The organism is Streptosporangium sp. NPDC023825, assembly GCF_040639575.1.
Classification (GTDB): domain Bacteria; phylum Actinomycetota; class Actinomycetes; order Streptosporangiales; family Streptosporangiaceae; genus Streptosporangium.
This window is the reverse complement of record NZ_JBFAAE010000066.1, coordinates 21,268-38,920: the sequence shown is the minus strand read 5'-3', so window position 1 is coordinate 38,920 and position 17,653 is coordinate 21,268. Positions and strand designations below refer to the sequence as shown.

General features: G+C 73.2%; 11 protein-coding genes. 7 read left to right on the top strand and 4 right to left on the bottom strand.

Annotated features, from left to right (window positions below; all coding sequences use genetic code 11):
- The first annotated feature begins 44 nt into the window (after positions 1-44).
- Positions 45-875, top strand: coding sequence for a phosphoribosylaminoimidazolesuccinocarboxamide synthase (locus tag AB0G15_RS36515; protein ID WP_362849118.1), 831 nt, complete (start codon positions 45-47; stop codon positions 873-875).
- Between the two features lie 152 nt (positions 876-1,027).
- Here AB0G15_RS36515 and AB0G15_RS36510 read toward each other — a convergent pair whose 3' ends face one another.
- Positions 1,028-1,831: a protein phosphatase 2C domain-containing protein gene (locus AB0G15_RS36510; protein ID WP_362849115.1), complete on the bottom strand. Its 804-nt coding sequence runs from the start codon at positions 1,829-1,831 to the stop codon at positions 1,028-1,030.
- 84 nt (positions 1,832-1,915) lie between these two features.
- Between AB0G15_RS36510 and AB0G15_RS36505 the strand changes: the two genes are divergently transcribed.
- Both AB0G15_RS36505 and AB0G15_RS36500 read left to right on the top strand, forming a co-directional pair.
- Positions 1,916-3,880 carry an N-6 DNA methylase gene (locus AB0G15_RS36505; protein ID WP_362849112.1) on the top strand — a complete coding sequence of 655 codons (1,965 nt, stop codon included), beginning with the start codon at positions 1,916-1,918 and terminating at the stop codon, positions 3,878-3,880.
- 25 nt (positions 3,881-3,905) lie between these two features.
- Positions 3,906-4,799: a serine/threonine-protein kinase gene (locus AB0G15_RS36500; RefSeq protein ID WP_362849110.1), complete on the top strand. Its 894-nt coding sequence runs from the start codon at positions 3,906-3,908 to the stop codon at positions 4,797-4,799.
- Between the two features lie 132 nt (positions 4,800-4,931).
- Here the strand turns inward: AB0G15_RS36500 and AB0G15_RS36495 are convergent, their stop codons facing one another.
- A complete protein-coding gene (locus AB0G15_RS36495; RefSeq protein WP_362849138.1) occupies positions 4,932-5,885 on the bottom strand; it encodes a hypothetical protein in 954 nt (317 codons plus the stop codon).
- Here AB0G15_RS36495 and AB0G15_RS36490 point away from each other — a divergent pair.
- Positions 5,796-6,638, top strand: coding sequence for a LysR family transcriptional regulator (locus AB0G15_RS36490; RefSeq protein WP_362849133.1), 843 nt, complete (start codon positions 5,796-5,798; stop codon positions 6,636-6,638). The genes AB0G15_RS36495 and AB0G15_RS36490 overlap by 90 nt on opposite strands.
- Before the next feature lie 50 nt (positions 6,639-6,688).
- The gene (locus AB0G15_RS36485) at positions 6,689-7,507 is read left to right on the top strand and encodes an MBL fold metallo-hydrolase (protein WP_362849107.1); all 819 of its coding nucleotides are present in this window, start codon (positions 6,689-6,691) and stop codon (positions 7,505-7,507) included.
- 39 nt (positions 7,508-7,546) lie between these two features.
- On the opposite strand, the gene AB0G15_RS36480 is transcribed toward AB0G15_RS36485, so the two are convergent.
- Both AB0G15_RS36480 and AB0G15_RS36475 read right to left on the bottom strand, forming a co-directional pair.
- A complete protein-coding gene (locus tag AB0G15_RS36480; RefSeq protein ID WP_362849105.1) occupies positions 7,547-7,912 on the bottom strand; it encodes an acyl carrier protein in 366 nt (121 codons plus the stop codon).
- Positions 7,913-8,010: 98 nt separating this feature from the next.
- The gene (locus AB0G15_RS36475; RefSeq protein WP_362849102.1) at positions 8,011-14,724 is read right to left on the bottom strand and encodes an amino acid adenylation domain-containing protein; all 6,714 of its coding nucleotides are present in this window, start codon (positions 14,722-14,724) and stop codon (positions 8,011-8,013) included.
- A gap of 483 nt (positions 14,725-15,207) precedes the next feature.
- On the opposite strand from AB0G15_RS36475, the gene AB0G15_RS36470 reads away from it, so the two are divergent.
- Both AB0G15_RS36470 and AB0G15_RS36465 read left to right on the top strand, forming a co-directional pair.
- A complete protein-coding gene (locus AB0G15_RS36470) occupies positions 15,208-16,713 on the top strand; it encodes a hypothetical protein (RefSeq protein WP_362849099.1) in 1,506 nt (501 codons plus the stop codon).
- A 134-nt stretch (positions 16,714-16,847) separates the two neighbouring features.
- Positions 16,848-17,630 (top strand): tyrosine-protein phosphatase, encoded by a 783-nt coding sequence (locus AB0G15_RS36465; protein ID WP_362849096.1) that lies wholly within the window; start codon positions 16,848-16,850, stop codon positions 17,628-17,630.
- The last annotated feature ends 23 nt before the right edge of the window (positions 17,631-17,653 follow it).

Below are 17,653 nucleotides of genomic sequence, written 5' to 3'. Positions count from 1 at the left end.
CGGCCCGCAGACGGCCGCCGGGTCGAGCGAGAGCAAGGAACGCAGTGAAGCTTCTTCATTCCGGGAAGGTCCGCGACGTCTACGAGGATCGCGGGGACATCGTCCTCGTGGCGTCCGACCGGGTGTCGGTGTACGACGTGATCCTGCCCACCCCGATCCCCGACAAGGGGAAGATCCTCACGCGGCTGTCGCTGTGGTGGTTCGAGCAGCTCGCCGACATCGTGCCCAACCACGTGATCTCGGCGACCGACGTGCCCGCCGAGTTCGAGGGGCGTGCGGTGCGGTGCCGGAGGCTGGAGATGGTGCAGGTCGAGTGCATCGCGCGCGGTTACCTGACCGGCAGCGGGCTGAAGGAGTACCGGGCGCAGGGGTCGGTCTCGGGCGTGCCGCTGCCGCCCGGACTGGTCGACGGCTCCAAACTCCCCGAGCCGATCTTCACCCCGAGCACCAAGGCGCCGCTCGGGCAGCACGACGAGCCCATCTCCTTCGAGGAGGTCGTCTCCCGGGAGGGCGCGGAGGCCGCCGAGGAGTTCAGGCGGATCACGCTGGAGGTCTACCGGCGCGGCTCAGAGCTCGCCGCGGAGCGGGGCGTCATCATCGCCGACACCAAGATCGAGCTGGGCCGGGCCGCCGACGGCACGCTCGTGCTCGGCGACGAGGTGCTGACCTCCGACTCCTCCCGCTTCTGGCCCGCCGACCGGTGGGAGCCCGGCCACGCGCAGTTCTCCTTCGACAAGCAGTACGTGCGCGACTGGGCCACCGGCACGGGCTGGGACAAGAAGGAACCCGCCCCGGAGGTGCCCGCCGAGGTCGTGGAGGCCACCCGGGCGCGCTACATCGAGGCGTACGAGCGCATCACCGGCAAGACCTGGTGATCTCCGGGGGCTCGTGACCCGTCCGGCGAGGATGTCCGCCTGCGGGCCCGTCCGGCGAGGACGTCGGCCGGCGAGGGCCGGCTCCCGGGTCCCGCGAGGCCGGGAGAGCCGGAGCCCGCGGGACCCGGGGATCGGGCCCGCGGGGCCGCGGGTCAGAGGGAGAGTCTCCGCTCGACCGCGGCGCCCACGATCGTCGGGCCCGCCGGAGCCGTGTCGGTGGGCGTCCCGAAGTCGGCCACGACGCAGGTGATGTTGTCGGGGCCGCCGCCCCGGTTGGCCAGGTCGATGAGCCAGCGGGCGGCCTCGTCGGGGTCGGAGATCTCGGTCAGCGTGTTGAACAGGGTCTCGGGGCCGACCACGGCGGTCAGGCCGTCGGAGCAGAGCAGGTAGCGGTCCTCGGGATAGGCCTCGCGCAGCGACAGGTCCAGCTCGCCGTCGCCGGTGCCTTCGAGGACCCGCAGCACCATCGACCGGCGCGGGTGCTCGGCGGCCTGCTCCGGGGTGATCCGCCCCTCGTCCACCAGTGACTGGACCAGGGTGTGGTCGTGGGTGATCTGGTAAAGGGCGCCGTCGCGCAGCATGTAGGCCCGGGAGTCCCCGACGTGGGCCAGGGCGAAGGTGGCGCCGTCCCAGAGCATGGCGGTCAAGGTGGTGCCCATGCCGCGGAGCGTGGGGTCCTGTTCGCTCATGTCGCGCAGCGTGTGGTTCACGTCCCTGGCGGCGCCCTTCAGCGCGGCGAGCAGGTCGACACCGCCGGCGGGCAGGGTGTCGTCCAGCTTCGCCATGGCGGTGACGGCAAGTGAGCTGGCGACCTCTCCACCCGCATGACCACCCATGCCGTCGGCTATGGCAAGCAGGCGCGCGCTCGCGTAGCCCGAGTCCTCGTTGGCCTCACGGCGGACACCCACGTCGGAGCGGGCCGCGTAGCGCAGTGCAAGTGGTTGGTTCAGTGCCATGAGGGCAGTAAATCATTGGTTGAAGCACTTCACAAGCAAAGTCGTTGTAGACCGTTGCGGCACAGTCAACTACTGTGGCCCACCATGGAGGAGAGCCAGGAGATCACCGTGAACGCGGGCGACATCGCCCGGCTCGCCGGGGTCGGCAGGGCAGCGGTGAGCAACTGGCGCCGCCGCCACGAGGACTTTCCCCAGCCGGTGGGCGGCACCGCCTCCAGCCCGCTGTTCTCCCTGCCCGAGATCGCCGTGTGGCTGCGCGCGAACGGCAAGTCTTTCGAGGTCTCGCTCGGCGACCTGGTCTGGCAGCGGATGCGCACCTCGGTCGACGACCTCAGGCTGGGCGAACTGGTGGCCAAGGTCGGCGCGTTCCTGCTGTTCCTGCGCCGCGAGCCCACCGCCTGGCGTGATCATGGCACGAAGTCTCTCACCCGCGTGGCCGAGGTGGCGACGGATCTCCCCGGCTCCGCCGATCTGCGCCTGGACGACCTGGCCCTCGTCCGGCTGGTCGCCGAGCTGGCCGCCGAGCGCGGCCCCCTGGAGGTCTTCGAGTTCCTGTTCGGGCGCTACGCCGAGGCCCACTCCCGCCAGCTCCCGGTCACCAGGGACGACGTGGCCGCGCTCATGGTCCGGCTGGCGGCCGGGAACGGGGGCGTCGTCCTCGACCCCGCGTGCGGCGTCGGGACACTGCTGCTGGCCGCGGACTCCCGGGCCGGGCGGGGCGGCGCCTCGACGGGCCGGGGGGCGAGCGCCCGGGCGGGACGCGGGGCCGTCCTGATGGGGCAGGAGATCAACGAGACGAGCGCGCTGCTCACCGCCGTACGCCTGCTGCTGCGCGGAGCCGAGGCGCGGATCGTCGCCGGCGACTCCCTGCGCGAGGACGGCCTGGCCGGTGAGCCCGCCGACGCCGTGGTCTGCGACCCGCCGTTCAACGAGCGGGTCTGGGGACACGAGGAGCTCGCCGGCGACCCGCGCTGGGAGTACGGGTTGCCGCCGCGCGGGGAGTCGGAGCTGGCCTGGGTGCAGCACTGCCTGGCCCGGGTGCGGCCGGGCGGCCTGGTGGCGATCCTGATGCCCACCGCCGCCGCCAGCCGCCGTCCCGGCAAACGGATCCGCGGCAACCTGCTCCGGACGGGGGCGCTGCGGGCCGTGGTGACGCTGGCGCCCGGCGGCCCCGACCTGTGGATGCTCCGCAGGCCCGACGGCGGGCGTCCGCCGTCGCAGCTGCTGGTGGTGGACGCCGCCGAGGACCTGTCGATCGTGGAGCCCGCCTGGCGCGCGTACGTGGAGGACCCGGAGGCCGAGCTGTCCGGGGAGAGCCGGACGGTGCGGATCATCGACCTGCTCGACGACGAGGTCGACCTCGCCCCGTCCAGGCACCGTCCCCAGCACGGCGGCCTCGACTTCCTGCGCGACTTCGCCGACGCCCTGACCAGGTTCAAGGAGACCTCGGCCCTGCTGCCGGACGCCACTCCCGCCCTCCAGCCGCTCGCCGAGCGGCAGGACCTGCCGACCACCACGGTCGGCGAGCTGGCCAAGGCCGGGCTGATCACGATCCTGCAGGCGCCGGCGAGGATGTCCGCGGACGAGGGCCCCCTTCCGGTGCTGACCGCCGACGACACCGCGGCGGGCGCGCCGCCCTCGGGCCGCACCACCCTCGACCCGGCCCTGGTCATGATCAGGCCGGGCGACGTGGTGACCACCGCGCTGGGCGCGGTCAGGGTGATCACCCACAGCGGCGCGGCGCTCGGCCCGCAGCTCACCCTCTACCGGGTCGACCCGCAGCGGCTCGACTCCGGATTCCTGGCCGGGTTCCTGCGCTCGGCCGACGCGGCGAGGATCCATCCCAGCTCCAGCCGCCTCGACGTGCGACGGGCACGGGTGCCCATGCTGCCCCTGTCCGACCAGCGGATGTACGGTACGGTCTTCCGCGAGCTGTTCGACCTGGAGGACAGACTGCGCGAAACGCGGACGCTGGGGGAAACGCTGCTCCGGCTAGGCTTTGACGGACTGGTCGACGGCCATCTCCGGCCGTGCGACCAAGGGGCGTGACGCCCGCAGGTCCAGGGGAGGGTCGATGGTCATCGGCGACCGATACGTGCTCGACGACCTTCCTCTCGGCCAGGGAGGCATGGGGGCCGTGTACGGCGGCCACGACAAGCATCTCGACCGCAGGGTCGCCGTCAAGTTCCTGAAGTTCCTCACCGGCCCCGACGAGGAGCTGAAGCGGCGTTTCCTGCGCGAGGCCCGCATCCTGGCCAGGCTGGAGCACCCCGGCGCTCCGGTGCTGTACGACTTCGGCACCTTCGACCAGCGGCTGTTCCAGGTGATGCAGTTCATCGAGGGCGTCACCGTGGCCGACGTGGTCAGCGAGCACGGCCCGCTGCCGGTGCCGTGGGCGGCGGCGATCGCCGCGCAGGCCTGCGCGGTGCTGACGGCCGCCCACGCGCTGTCCATCTACCATCGCGACCTGAAGCCGACCAACCTGATGCTCTGCCCCGACGGGAGCGTGAAGGTCCTCGACTTCGGCCTGGCCGTGCTCCGCGAGTCCGGTTCGACCCAGTTCACCAGGGTGGGCCAGATCCTCGGCACCCCGTCGTACATGGCGCCCGAGCAGATCCAGCGCGGCCTGTCCGGTCCCCGCAGCGACCTCTACGCCCTCGGGTGCGTGATCCACGAGATGCTGACGGGCCGCCAGCTGTTCACCGGTCCCACCGAGTACGCCGTGTTCGAACGCCAGGTGAAGGAACGCCCGCCGGAGGTGCCCGGCGTCCCGGACGAGCTGAACCGCCTCGTCGCCGACCTGCTGGAGAAGGATCCCGACAACCGTCCCTCGGGCGCCGACGTCCTGTACGAGCGGCTGCAGCCCTTCGCCGTGGACCTGCCGATGCTTCCCGGCTTCCTGCACCCTTCGTCGGTGCCGAGCCCGGGACGGATGTACGCGCGGATGGTCGGCCGGGTTCTGGGCTGACGGGTCTCCTGGGCTGGCGGGTCCTGGGCCGGCAGGTCCGCGGCCCCGGTGGCGCCGCCGGGCGGGCCCTCACCCACATGCCGCCCGCCGAGGGCGCCGGGCGGCGCTCCCCCGGTGCTCTGTTCCGACGTCTCAGGCACCCCTTCCCGGGATTTCCGGTATGTAATGCAGGTCGTTCAGGCCGGTACCGGGGTTGTAGGTGCAGTAGTAGTCGCGCCAGGGGTATCTGGCGTGCGCGCTGACCGCTTCGTACAGGCAGATGTAACAGTTGCCGCGGCTCGTGACGTACATGCTGCCGGGGCGTACGGAAGTCGGGAAGTTGCAGCCGTTCACCGTGATCGCTGTTGATTCCCGCATGGTGTCGTCACCGATCGCGGCCGCGCACCCGGATGCGCCCAGCACGCCCAGGCCGAGCCACAGCGTGACACTCGTACAGGCGAGCGCGATCGCCCGAGCGGAATTTCCCTTCTTCACGAACATCCCTTTCTTGACGTGATCTGGATGATTCCGACCGCATGGTCGCGGTGTCCGCGGAGCCGCGCGGAAACCATGTTCCGGCCGGTCGGCACCCTGATCGGGGGCGGTGACCGCCTCCGTGGTCTCGCGGCCGGGGACGGTTGGGCAGCGGGCGAAGGGGTAAGGGCCGAGCAGTGAACCGAGGCCGGACGACCAGGTCCCACCTGCGACGACCCCGATGACCTCGACCAGGACGGCCTCGCGAGCATCGAGCTCGATCGGCGGCGGGGCGTTCACCGCGGCGGCGCCGGCGCGCACGACAGACTCGAGGAGAATGAGGTGGCACAGGTTAGGCGTGACGGCTTTTGGCTGGTCATCGGGTCGCACATACCGTCTAGACCAATCTTTCATCAGATTTCGCCATAAGTCCAAGGCTTGTTCTGACGTCATCGATGCCCTCCGGACATCAACGAACGCGATCAGGGCGGGGGTGGCGCTCGAATGGATCTTGATCTGCGCAAGCTTCGCTACTTCATCGCGGTGGCGGAGCGGCTGCATTTCGGCCAGGCGGCCGAAGCCCTGCACATCACACAACCCGCGCTCTCCCGGCAGATCAGACAGCTGGAACATGACGTGGGCGTCGATCTCTTCGTCCGTACCAGCCGGGAGGTCACCCTCACTCCGGCGGGCGAGCAGCTCCTGCATGACGCGGGGCGGCTGCTCGCCGCCAGCCGCGCGGCCCGGGACAGGGCGCGCCGCGCCGGGGAGGAGGGGCGCTGCCTGACCGTCGGATTCATGCTCGGCATAGACACCGCCCCGGCCCTGCGGTGCTTCACCGATCGCCACCCCGACGTGATCATCCACCTCAAACGCCTGCACACGAAGAACCGCAGCGAGGCTCTGCTCGACGGCCGCGTCGATGTCGGCTTCGTCTGGCTCCCCCTGGTCTCCGAGGGACTGAGCACGATGTTCCTGTACACCGAGCCGTTCACCGCCGTGCTGCCCGCCGATCACCCTCTGGCGGGCAAGACCTCGCTGAGCATCGACGACATCGCCGACGAGCCCGTCCTGCACTACGCCGACGCCGACCCGGCGTGGAACGCCTTCTGGAGAATCGACCCGCGCCCCGACGGCACCCGGCCCCGCTCCGGGCCCGTCGTGCACGACATAGAGGAGATCGTGGAGTACGTCCGGGCGGGGCGCGGTGTGGCGTTCCTCCCTCCCGCGATCACCTCCTTGTTCCCGCGTCCCCGCGTCACCTACGTTCCGGTCGCCGACGCCCCGCTGGGCGGGGTCGTGCTGGCCTGGGACAGCACCCGGCACTCCCCCCTGATCGCCGCCCTGGCCGAGGCCATCCTGGAGGCCGGTCCCCCCGGGCGGTGAGCCGGAGAACGTCCGCCGGCCGGTTCCGGCGATCGGGGAGAATACGGACCGTGGAAGGTCGATGGGTAGAGGTGGCGGACCGGGTGCTCGTGCGGCGATACGCCGAGCTGGACCTGTCGGTGGGGCTGGTCATGGGCGACGGCGGCTGCCTGGTGGTCGACACGCGAGGGGACGGGCGGCAGGGGGCTGAGCTGCTCGCGGAGGTGAGACGGATCACCCGCGACCCGTGGACGGTGGCGATCACCCACTCGCACTTCGACCACAGCTTCGGCACCCGGCCGTTCCTCGGCCGTCCCGTCTGGGCGCACGAGGACTGCCGCGCCGATCTGATCGAGAACGGCGGCCGGGCCAGGGACGAGTGGGCGCGGTACTACCGGGATCTGGGACGCCCGGACGTCGCCGACGACATCGCGCAGACCGAGATCGTGCCACCGGACCACCTCGTCACCGACCGGGCCGAGCTGGTCGTCGGGGGCCGTCCGGTCGTCCTGGCCCACCTCGGCCGCGGCCACTCCGGCAACGACATGGTCGTCCACGTGCCCGACGCCGAGGTGATCTTCGCCGGGGACCTCGTGGAGAACGGCGCGCCGCCCGCCTACGAGGACGCCTACCCCCTCGAATGGCCCGCCACGGTCGCCGGGCTGCTCGACCTGCTCGGCGGGGGCCCCGGGGGCGCGGTCGTCGTCCCCGGTCACGGCGACCCGGTCGGCCGCGCGTTCGTCGTCGCCCAGCACGCGGAGATCTCCGCGCTGGCCCGTCTCTGCGATCAGGTGACGGCGGGTTCCCTGTCCCCCGCCGACGCCGTACGCCTGTCGCCGTACCCCGAGGAGACCACCAGGGTCGCCCTCGGCCGCGCGGGCCGCCCCTGACGGGGGCCGGGTCCCCCGAGGGCGGAGGGACGGATCCCGTCAAGGGCGGGTGAGGTCGGCCAGGTAGGCGGTCAGGGCGTCCAGGTCCTGGAGGAACCAGGTGTCACCGCCAAAGTCGATCATGACGTCCAGCTCCGCCTCGATGGCGTCGACCAGCCGGATCGTCGCGATCGAGGTGACCCCCATGGCGACGAACGAGGTGTCGGAGTCGAGGATCTCCCGGGCGGAGATCTCCCCGTCACACGCCGTGGACAGGGCCCCGGCCAGCCACACCCGCAGGGAGTCCCCGGAAAGGGGACCGCCCTCTCCCGCCGTTTCCCCGGCCCGATCGGCCGCGGCGGCCCGCCCGGCAGGACCGGTGGGCTCCGCCGGGCCCGCCGGACCGGCGACGTCTGGGTGACTCATTCGATACCTCCAGGGGGGAGACCCCCGGGTTCCGGTCCCGGGAGGGCGTCGGGCTCCTCCCCGGCCCGCCGGTCGTCATGGGGGGCGGACCAGGGTGATCAGGGGTGAGGTGGTCGGGAACCGTCCGTGCCGAGCATCCGGGCGACCTCCTCGTCCGTCAGCGCGGACAGCTCCTCCATCAGGATCCGCTCCACCACGACCGCGAGATCGGCCACCGTGCGGTTCCTGAAGAGTTCGCGGACGGGAACGTCGATCCCGGCGGCCTTGCGCAGGCGGGAGCCGACGCGCACGGCGAGCAGCGAGTGGCCGCCCAGCGCGAAGAAGTCGTCGAGCGCGCCGACCTTGCCGACACCCAGCACCTCCTCCCAGACGCCCGCCACGAGGACCTCGGCGTCGTTCCTGGGCTCCACGAACGGCCGGTCCTCGCCGGGGTCGAGGCCGGGCGCGGGCAGCGCGCGACGGTCGATCTTCCCTCCGGTGGTCACCGGCAGCTCGTCCAGGGTCACCCAGACGTCGGGAACCATGTACGGCGGGAGCGCCGCGGCGAGGTCGCGCCGGAGCTCCGCCGGGTCGGCGGGGCCCGCGACGTAGGCGACCAGCCTGTCCTCGCGGGCGGTCACCGCCGCCTGCCGTACGCCGGGGTGGGCGAGGAGGCGTCCCTCGATCTCGGCGGGCTCGATCCTGAACCCGCGGACCTTCATCTGGTCGTCGACGCGGCCCAGGAACTCCAGCAGGCCGTCCGCGCGCCACCGGACCAGGTCCCCGGTGCGGTAGAGCCGCCCCGCCTCCGGGTCGTCGAGGAAACGCTCGGCGGTCAGGTCCGGACGGCCGAGGTAGCCCCTGGCGAGCCCCGCGCCGCCGAGGAGCAGTTCCCCCGGGGCGCCGGGCGGCACGCGGCGGAGTGTCCCTCCCCAGGCGCCGGGCGCCGCGCGGTGCGGGGGCTCGGACGGCGTATGGTGCGGGGGCGCTCCGGGGACGCCGGCCGGTACGCGGGGGTCGACGACGACCGCCCGGGTGCCGCCGATCGGCCGCCCGATCGGCGGGCGTCCCTCGGTGTCGGCGGAGCCGAGATCGGCCGCGGTGGCGATGATCGTGGCCTCGGTGGGCCCGTAGGTGTTGACCAGCCGGACCCGGTCGCCGAACCGCTCCCGCCAGCGGGCCACGGCCTCCGCGTGCACCTGCTCGCCGCCGAGGACGACCAGCCGCAGCCGTTCCGGCCAGGCCACCTCGTCGATCTGGTCGACCAGCCGGTGCCAGTAGGCGGTCGGCAGGTCCAGCACGGTCACCTCGCGCCCCCGGGGTCCGGCGAGCACCTCGGGAAGGGTGACCGCGCCGCCCGGCAGGAGTTCGAGGGCCGCTCCCGAGGCCAGCGCGGGGTAGACCTCCTCGGCGTGCGCGTCGAAGCCGAGCGCGGCGAACTGCACCACCCGGTCTCCCGGCCCCGGCCCGTACGCCTCCCTCATCCAGGCCACCCGGTCGGCCAGGGCCCGGTGCTCCACCACCACGCCCTTGGGCCGCCCGGTGGACCCCGAGGTGTAGATGACGTACGCGGCGTCGTCCCCGTCGACGAGATGCCCGGGCTCCCCGGGCTCCCCGAGCTCCCCGGGCTCCAGGTCGTCCAGGACCAGCAGCGGGACGTCCCCCGGCAACGGGCCGCCGGGGCGGCGGGCCGTCACCAGGAGGGCGGCCCCGCTGCCGGACAGGAGCGTCCCGACCCGTTCCTCCGGGAGTTCGGGGTCGACGGGCAGGTAGGCGCCACCGGCGCGCCACACGGCGAGCATCGCCGCGACGACGTCGATCGACCGGTCCGCCAGGACCGCGACGACCGTCTCCCGTACGACACCGCGGCGCCGGAGCAGTGCGGCCAGCGCGGCGACGCGGCGCTCCAGGCCCGCGTAGGTCAGCGTCTCGTCACCGCAGCCCACCGCGATCGCGTCCGCGTGCAGGGCGGTCGCCTCCCGGACGAGGTCCGGCACGAGGGGACCGGGCAGGAGGGCCGTCGCCTCCTCGTGGACGCGCAGCCGGGCGTCGTCCTCGTCGGTGCGCAGCGGCAGCGCGGAGAGGGCCCGGCCAGGGTCTGCGGCGATCGAGCGGCACAGGACGGCGAACCGGCCCGCGAGGCGGGCGGCGGTATCGGCCTCGAACAGCTCGGCGTCGTAGCCGAGCACCAGGAAGAGCCCGTCGTCGTCCCGCCACATCTCCAGCATGAGGTCGAACTTGGCCTGCCGGTATCCGGCGTCGAAGAACTCCAGGTCCAGGTCGGCGAGGGAGTCCCTGGTGCCGTCGTCCTGGCTGTGCAGGATGGCCATGGTCCGGAAGAGCGGCGTACGGCTCAGGCCGCGCTCCACCTCCAGCTCCGTCGCGAGCCTCTCGAACGGCACCTCCTGGTAGGCCATCGCCTCCAGCAGGATCTTCCGCGTACGGCCCACGAGGTCGGTGAAGGAGGGGTCTCCCGACAGGTCGCCCCGCAGGACCAGCGTGCTGGCGAGATAGCCGACGACCGGCTCCAGCTCGACGCGGTCCCGCCCCGCGTAGGAGGAGCCGACCATGATGTCGTCCTGGCCGGTGTGGCGGGCCAGCAGCACCTGGTACGCGGCGAGCAGCACCATGAAGAGGGTCGCCCCGCACTCCTGGGCCACCTCCTCCAGCCGCGCGGCGAGATCGGCGGGCAGGCGGAAGGAGTGGAATCCCCCGGTGTGAGCGGACACCAGCGGGCGGGGGTGGTCGAGCGGCAGCTCCAGCACGGGAGGGTCGGCGAGCCGCTCGCGCCAGTAGCCGAACGCCGCCCCGTCGTCGCGGCTCCGCTGCCAGAACGCGATGTCCCCGTACGTCACCGGCGGCTCGGCGAGACCGGGTTCCGTCCCGTTCCGGTGCGCGGCGTACAGGGCGGCCAGGTCGTCGGCCAGGACGTTGAGCGACCAGCCGTCGCCCGCGATGTGGTGCAGGACGAGGCAGAGCACGTGGTCGTGCTCTGCCAGGCGCAGCAGGCTGACCCGGAAGGGGGGCGGGCCCGTGAGGTCGAAGGGGGCGTTGGTCCGCTCCGCGACCAGCCGCCGCGCCTCCCGCTCCCTGCCCGCGAGTTCCTCGCCGCTCTCTCCTCCGGCGGCTCCGGGGACGACCCCTCCCGCGGGCCGCTCTCCCCGCCCGCCGCCGGCCGGTTCCCCGCCGGAGAGGTCGATGTGCTCGATCAGCGGACCGGTCGCGGGGTCGGTGATCGCGACCGGTCCGCCGTCCACCTCCGGGTAGCGGGTGCGCAGGGTCTCGTGCCGCGCCGCCAGGTCCCGGAGAGCGTGTTCCAGCGCGGCGGCGTCGAGATCGCCGCGCAGGCGCCAGACGTTGAACATGTTGTACGCCGCGTCGTCCGGATCGAGCCGGTGCAGGAGCCAGAGCCGCTCCTGCGCGGGCGAGAGCGTGAGCGGCGCGCCGTCGGGGCGCGGACGCAACGGGACGGCACGACCGTCGCGGTCGTCCGCGGGGCCGGACACGGCGGCGCCGACCGCCTCGGCGAACCCGGCGATCGTCGGCCGGCCGAACAGTTCCCTGACGGGAACCTCCACGTCGAGCAGCGCCGCGATCCGCGCGGTGACCTTGACCGCCAGCAGCGAGTGCCCGCCCAGGCCGAAGAAGTCGTCGTCGGCGCCGAGCCGGTCGGCGGCCACGCCGAGCACCTCGGCGAAGATCCCGGCCACCCGCCGTTCCAGGGGGGTCTCCGGCGGGCGGCCGTGCCCGGCGGACGGCCTGCCGGGCGCGGGGAGCGCCTTGCGGTCGACCTTGCCGTTCGGGGTCAGGGGCAGCGCGGGCAGCGGCACCACGACCGCGGGCACCATGATCGCGGGCAGCGACCGCGTGACGTGCTCCCGGAGTCTCGTGAGGTCCACCGCACCGGTGACCGCGGTGGTGCCGGCGCCCGCGACCCCTCCTGCTCCGGCTCCGGCTCCCTCCGCGGTTCCGGCATGGGCTCCGGCTCCCTCCGCGGTTCCGGCATGGGCTCCGGCTCCGGCGGCACGGTCCTCTCCGGCGACGGGTGGGACGCCGACCACGTACGCCACCAGGGTGTCGTCGACGATCGCGGCGACCGCGCGGGAGACCTCGGGGTGGGTCTCCAGGACGGCCTCGACCTCGCCCAGCTCGATACGGTGGCCCCGCAGCTTCACCTGGCCGTCGGCCCGGCCGAGGAACTCCAGCCGCCCGTCCGCCAGCCATCTCACCCGGTCGCCGGTCCGGTACAGGCGCGACCCCGGCGGGCCGAACGGGTCGGGCAGGAAGCGCTCCGCGGTCAGGCCCGGCCGCTTCAGGTAGCCCCGCGCCAGCCCCGTCCCCGCGATGAACAGCTCGCCGACCACCCCCAGGGGCACCGGGTCGAGCCTGTCGTCGAGCACGTGGACACGGGTGTTGGCCAGCGGCCTGCCGATCGCCACCGTCCCGGGCTCGGCCGGCACCGGCTCGTAGGTGGACCAGATCGTCGTCTCGGTGGGCCCGTACACGTTCCACATCGCCCGCACGCGCCCTCGCAGCGCGCGGGCGAGGGCGGGCGGCAACGCCTCGCCTCCGGCCAGGGCGGTCACCCCCGGCCCGTCGAATCCCGCGTCGAGGAGCGCCCGCCAGCCCGACGGCGTGGCCTGGACGTGCGTCACGCCGTGCGCGGCGGCGAGCCTCACCAGCGCGAGCGCGTCCGGCGCCTCCGTGCCGCCCGCGACGACCACCCGGCCGCCGCTGACCAGCGGGAGGAAGAACTCAAGTACGGAGATGTCGAACGACAGGGAGGTGAGCGCCAGCCAGACGTGGCCGGGGCCGGCGTCGAGCAGGTCCCGCATGGCCAGCAGCAGGTTGACCACGGCGCGGTGCTCGATCGCGACCCCCTTGGGGCGGCCCGTCGAGCCCGACGTGTAGATCACGTACGCGAGGTCGTCCGGCGTCGCGAGCGGTGCGGGGGGCGTGCCGGGCTCACCGGCGAACGCCAGGGGGTCCTCGATGAACAGCACCCGGGCTGTGCTCCCGCCGCCCCCGCCGCCCCCGGCGTTCCCGGCGTCCTCGGGAAGCCGTCCGCGCACGCGCTCCTCGGTGAGGAGCAGTTCGGCGCCCGAGTCGCGCAGCACGAAGGCGAGGCGCTCGGCGGGGTAGTCCGGGTCGAGGGGCAGGTAGGCACCGCCCGCCCTCATCACGGCCAGCAGCGCGACCAGCGTCTCCAGCGAGCGGGTGGCGCACACGGCCACGACGGCGCCGGGCCGCACGCCCTCGCGCCGCAGCCGGTTGGCCAGCCGGTTGACGCGCGTCTCCAGTTCCGCGTACGTCAGGCTCCGCCCGCCGCACGTGGCCGCGACCGTCCCGGGCTCGCCCGCGACCAGGTCGTGGAGGGTGGCCTCCGGGCGCGGGGCGGCGGTGTCGTTCCACACGGTGAGGGCCAGCTCGCGTTCGGCCTCCGGGGGAAGGCCGAGCTCCGACAGCCGCGTGCCGGGGTCCTCGACGGCCCTGCGCAGCATGACCGCGACGTGCGCCGCCATCCGCTCGGCCGTGGCGTGGTCGAACAGGGCGGTGCTGTAGACGAGGGAGAGTTCGAGGTCGCCGTCCCGCCGCCCGAACTCCAGCGACAGGTCGAACTTCGCCGACCGCGCGTCGCCCAGGTCGACCGCCTCCGCGGTGACGCCGGGCAGGGTGAGGGCGGTGCCCTGATAGTCGTGCAGGACGAGCTGGGCCTGGAAGAGGGGCGTGCGGCTGAGGTCCCTGGGGACGTTCAGCTCGCTCACCAGCCGGTCGAAGGGCAGGGCCGCGTTGGTGTACGCCTGCAGGGCCGCCCGGCGGACCCTGACGAGCAGTTCCCCGAAGGTCGGGTCGCCCGACAGGTCCCCGCGGATCACCAGCGTGTTGAGGAAGAGCCCGATGAGCGGCTCCAGCTCGTCCCTGTCCCGTCCGGCGATCGGCGTGCCGACGCAGATGTCCTCCTGGCCGGAGCGACGCGACAGCAGGACCATGTACGCGGCGAGCAGCACCATGAACGGCGTGGTGCGGGTGCGCCGGGCGAGCCCGTCGACGGCGTCGGCCAGCTCGGCGGGGAGCAGGAGCAGGGCGCAGCCGCCCTCGGAGGTCCTGACCGGGGGACGCGGCCGGTCCGTCGGGAGCTCCAGCGCCGGCGGGTCGGCCAGCCTTCGCCGCCAGTAACCGAGTCGCCCGTCCGCCAGGTCGTCCGGACGCTCGCGCTGCCACAGCGCGAAGTCCGCGTACTGGATCGGCAGCGGCTCCCACGACGGCCGCTCACCGGCCAGGAACGCCGCGTACAGCGTGGCCAGCTCGCGTGCGAACACGCCGATCGACCAGCCGTCCACGGCGATGTGGTGGAACACGACGTAGATCGCGTGCTCCCGCTCGGACAGGCGCAACAGGCCTGCCCGGAGCGGCGGCTCGCCCGCCAGGTCGAACCGCCGCTCGATCTGCTCCCGGACGAGCCGCGCGGTCCGCGCCTCACGTTCCGTCTCGGGAAGATCCGACAGGTCCAGCAGTTTCAGGTACGGCCGGTCGCCGGTCGGGTGTGGCTCGTCGACGACCTGGACGGGAGCGCCGTCCCTGCTCGGAAAGCGGGTCCGCAGGATCTCGTGCCTCGCCACGATCTCGGCGAGCGCCCGCTCCAGGGCGTCCGGGTCGAGCGATCCCCTGAGCCGTTCGGCGATGAAGACGTTGTGGGCGCCGCCGCCTCCGGCCCCTTCCAGCCGGTCGAGGAACCACATGCGCTCCTGGCCGAACGAGAGCGGCAGCTCGCGGATGCCATCGGGCCGGGGTGTGATCCCGTCCCGCGCGTCCCCCCGCGCGAGCATGTCCATCCCTAGACCTCCCGCCGGAGAGGCGCGGGAACCGTTCTCATGACGGCCTCCCCACTGGCAGATCGCGAGCCCGAAAGGAGATCCCTCATAATCACGACAAAAGACTGTCAGGTAAAAACATAAATCCGCAAGGACTAGACATTTAACGCCGTATATCGGTGCCGCCTTCGGAGAAGGCGCTGACTTCGTTCCGGACCGCCCGCGCCGCCACCGGGCGTGCCGCTGACATCATGTTGCCTGACACTAGTTGCCGGTGCCCACGCCGTGAAGGCGGAGGCGGGAGGTTGACCGCGCCGCCGCCGGGAGTGTCTGATCATTGTGGGCGAGCGGCTTCACGGGCGGGTCGCGCGGCTCACGGAATCGCGCCGGACCCGGTCCGGGCGTTCGCCCACGACGTTCTCTCCCCCGCTCGCCGTTCCGCCCGCGCCATTGCCGGCGTCCGGCCTCGGGAGGGATTTCCGACATTCGAAGGCGGGGGCTCTGTTGACCGGACCCGGCTGGTCTCCGGACGCGAGGACGGTGCGCGACGGGCCGCTCACCTGGGCCCAGCACGAGTGGGTCCAGTGGATCCCCACGGACACGGACACCTCCTACGAGGACAACATCTGCGCCGCCCTGCCGGGGCGGAACCTGCCCGTCGGCCAGGTCGCCGCGGCGGTACGCGACGTCCTCGCCCGGCACGAGGGACTGCGGTCGCTGGTCCGCCGCGCGGGCCGCGAGGACAGCCTCCAGTACGTCTGCCCGGTCGACGACCGGCTGGACGACGTGATCCGGGTGATGGAGGACGAGGCGTCCTTCAGGCGGCGGTTCGACACCCCGTGGCGGCGCACCTGCTTCAGGATCGGCGAGCAGTGGCCCGTCAAGGTCGTCCTGGACGCGGCGGGTGGGCGCGTGCGCCGGATCGACCTCGTCGTCGACCACGTCGCGATCGACCCGTGGGGGATGCGGGTCCTCTGCGACGACCTGAAGTACGCCCTGCGCGCGCGTGCCGCGGGCCGCGAGCCGTTCGGTTCCGGCCCTGCCCCCGAGCAGCCGATCGACGTCGCCCTCTGCGAGATCTCCCCCGCCGGGCGGGCCTACCAGCGGCGGGCCCTGGGCTACTGGGAGCGGCGGCTGGGCGAGATCGGCAAGGCGCTCGACAACCACGTGCCCTTCGCACCCTCGCGAGCCCTCCTCGGGCGACCCGGCGATGCGCTGCCCGGCGCCTCACAGCCCGGTGGGTCACGGCCCGGCGCGTCCGATCAGGCGTCACGGCCCGGTGGGCCCGGTCAGGGAGAGTTCCGCTCCTGCTGGCTGACGTCCCGCCGCGCGGGGTCGGCGGCCAGCGCCATAGCGCGGGCGACGGGCGTCTCCCCCTCCGCCGCCTTCCTCCTCGCCTTCGGCACCGCCGTCTGCGCGGTGGAACGGTCGTCGCGGGCCGGGATCTTCGCGATCTCGGCGAACCGCTTCTCCGCCGGGGCGGAACGGTCGGTGCGCAAGGCCACCATGACGATGCCCGTGCTCCTGCCCGCCGTGTCCACCGGCTCGCCGGGGGCCGCGTACCGCAGGGCGCTGGCGGACTGCGCCGCCCAGCAGCTGTCCGGCCACCGGTTCGCCAACGCCGACCCGTACGCCACGGAACGGATGTGCGAGGAGATCCTCGGCGGCCTGTACAAGACCGGGGTGGCCTATCCCCGGTTCAGCTACATGGACGAGGGGGTCGCGGACGACCTCAACACGCTGTGGCCGCCGGGCGACGACGGGTTCCCCGGCGACGAGGACGACCGGGCCGTCACCTTCTCACCGCCCCGCCCGCTGGGCGCCCGCTACATGATGACCGTCCTGCACCGCCCCGCGGGCGCCGTGTTCAGCCTCCAGTGGAGCGACGCGACCGGCTGGGGGGAGACCGCGGAGGACATGCTCCTGTACGTCGAGGACCTGATGGTCTGGGCCGCGTCGGAGTGCGCGGGGAGCCCTCCGGCGCTCGGCGGCGCGGGACCGGCGACCTGACGCGAGACGGCCGCCGCGGACACGGCGGACACGGCGGTGCCACGACCGCCGCGGACACGGCGGTGGCACGATCACCGCTGACACGACCGCCGTGAACGCGGCGGTGACACGACGAGACACCGGGAGGCCCTCACTTGGACGCCCAACATGATGATCGGGGTCACGGAGGACCGGCGGTCTCCGGCGGCGCCGTCGTCCCGCGGGACCGGCACCTCGACTGGGACGGCTGCCACAACGTCCGCGACCTGGGCGGCATGCGCACCGCCGACGGACGCGAGACGCGCTGGGGCGCCCTCATCCGTTGCGACGCCCCCGAGCGCCTCAGCCCCGCCGGATGGCGGGCACTCGCGGACCACGGCGTCCGCACGGTCGTCGACCTGCGCAACGACGGCGACTGGCGGGGCGGGGCGGTGCGCCGTCCCGCCGGCCTGACCACCGTGCGCGTGCCGCTGGACGACCAGGGGGACACCGAGTTCTGGTCCGGGCTCGCCGGCCTGTACGGCACTCCCCTGTACTACCGGCCCTTCCTGGAGCGGAAGGCGGAGCGGTGCGTCGCCGCCATATCGGCGATCGCCCGTGCCGAGCCCGGCGGGGTCGTCGTGCACTGCATGGCGGGCCGCGACCGCACCGGGCTCGTCACCCTGCTGATGCTCGCCCTCGCGGGCGTGCCGGCCGCCGACATCGCCGCCGACTACGAGCTGAGCACGGAACGGCTGCGGCCCCTCTTCGTCAAGCTCGGCGAGGCCGACGAGAGTCCCAGGATCCAGGCGGCGCTCGCCCGCGCGAACACCACGGCCCGCGAGGTCGTCATGGCCACGGTGGAGTCGCTCGACGTCGAGTCCTACCTGCGCGGCGCCGGGCTCGGCGAGGCCGACCTGGCCGCCGCCCGCGCCAGGCTCGTCGGCCCCGCCACCTGAGCGGCGCCGTCCACCGCGCCGTC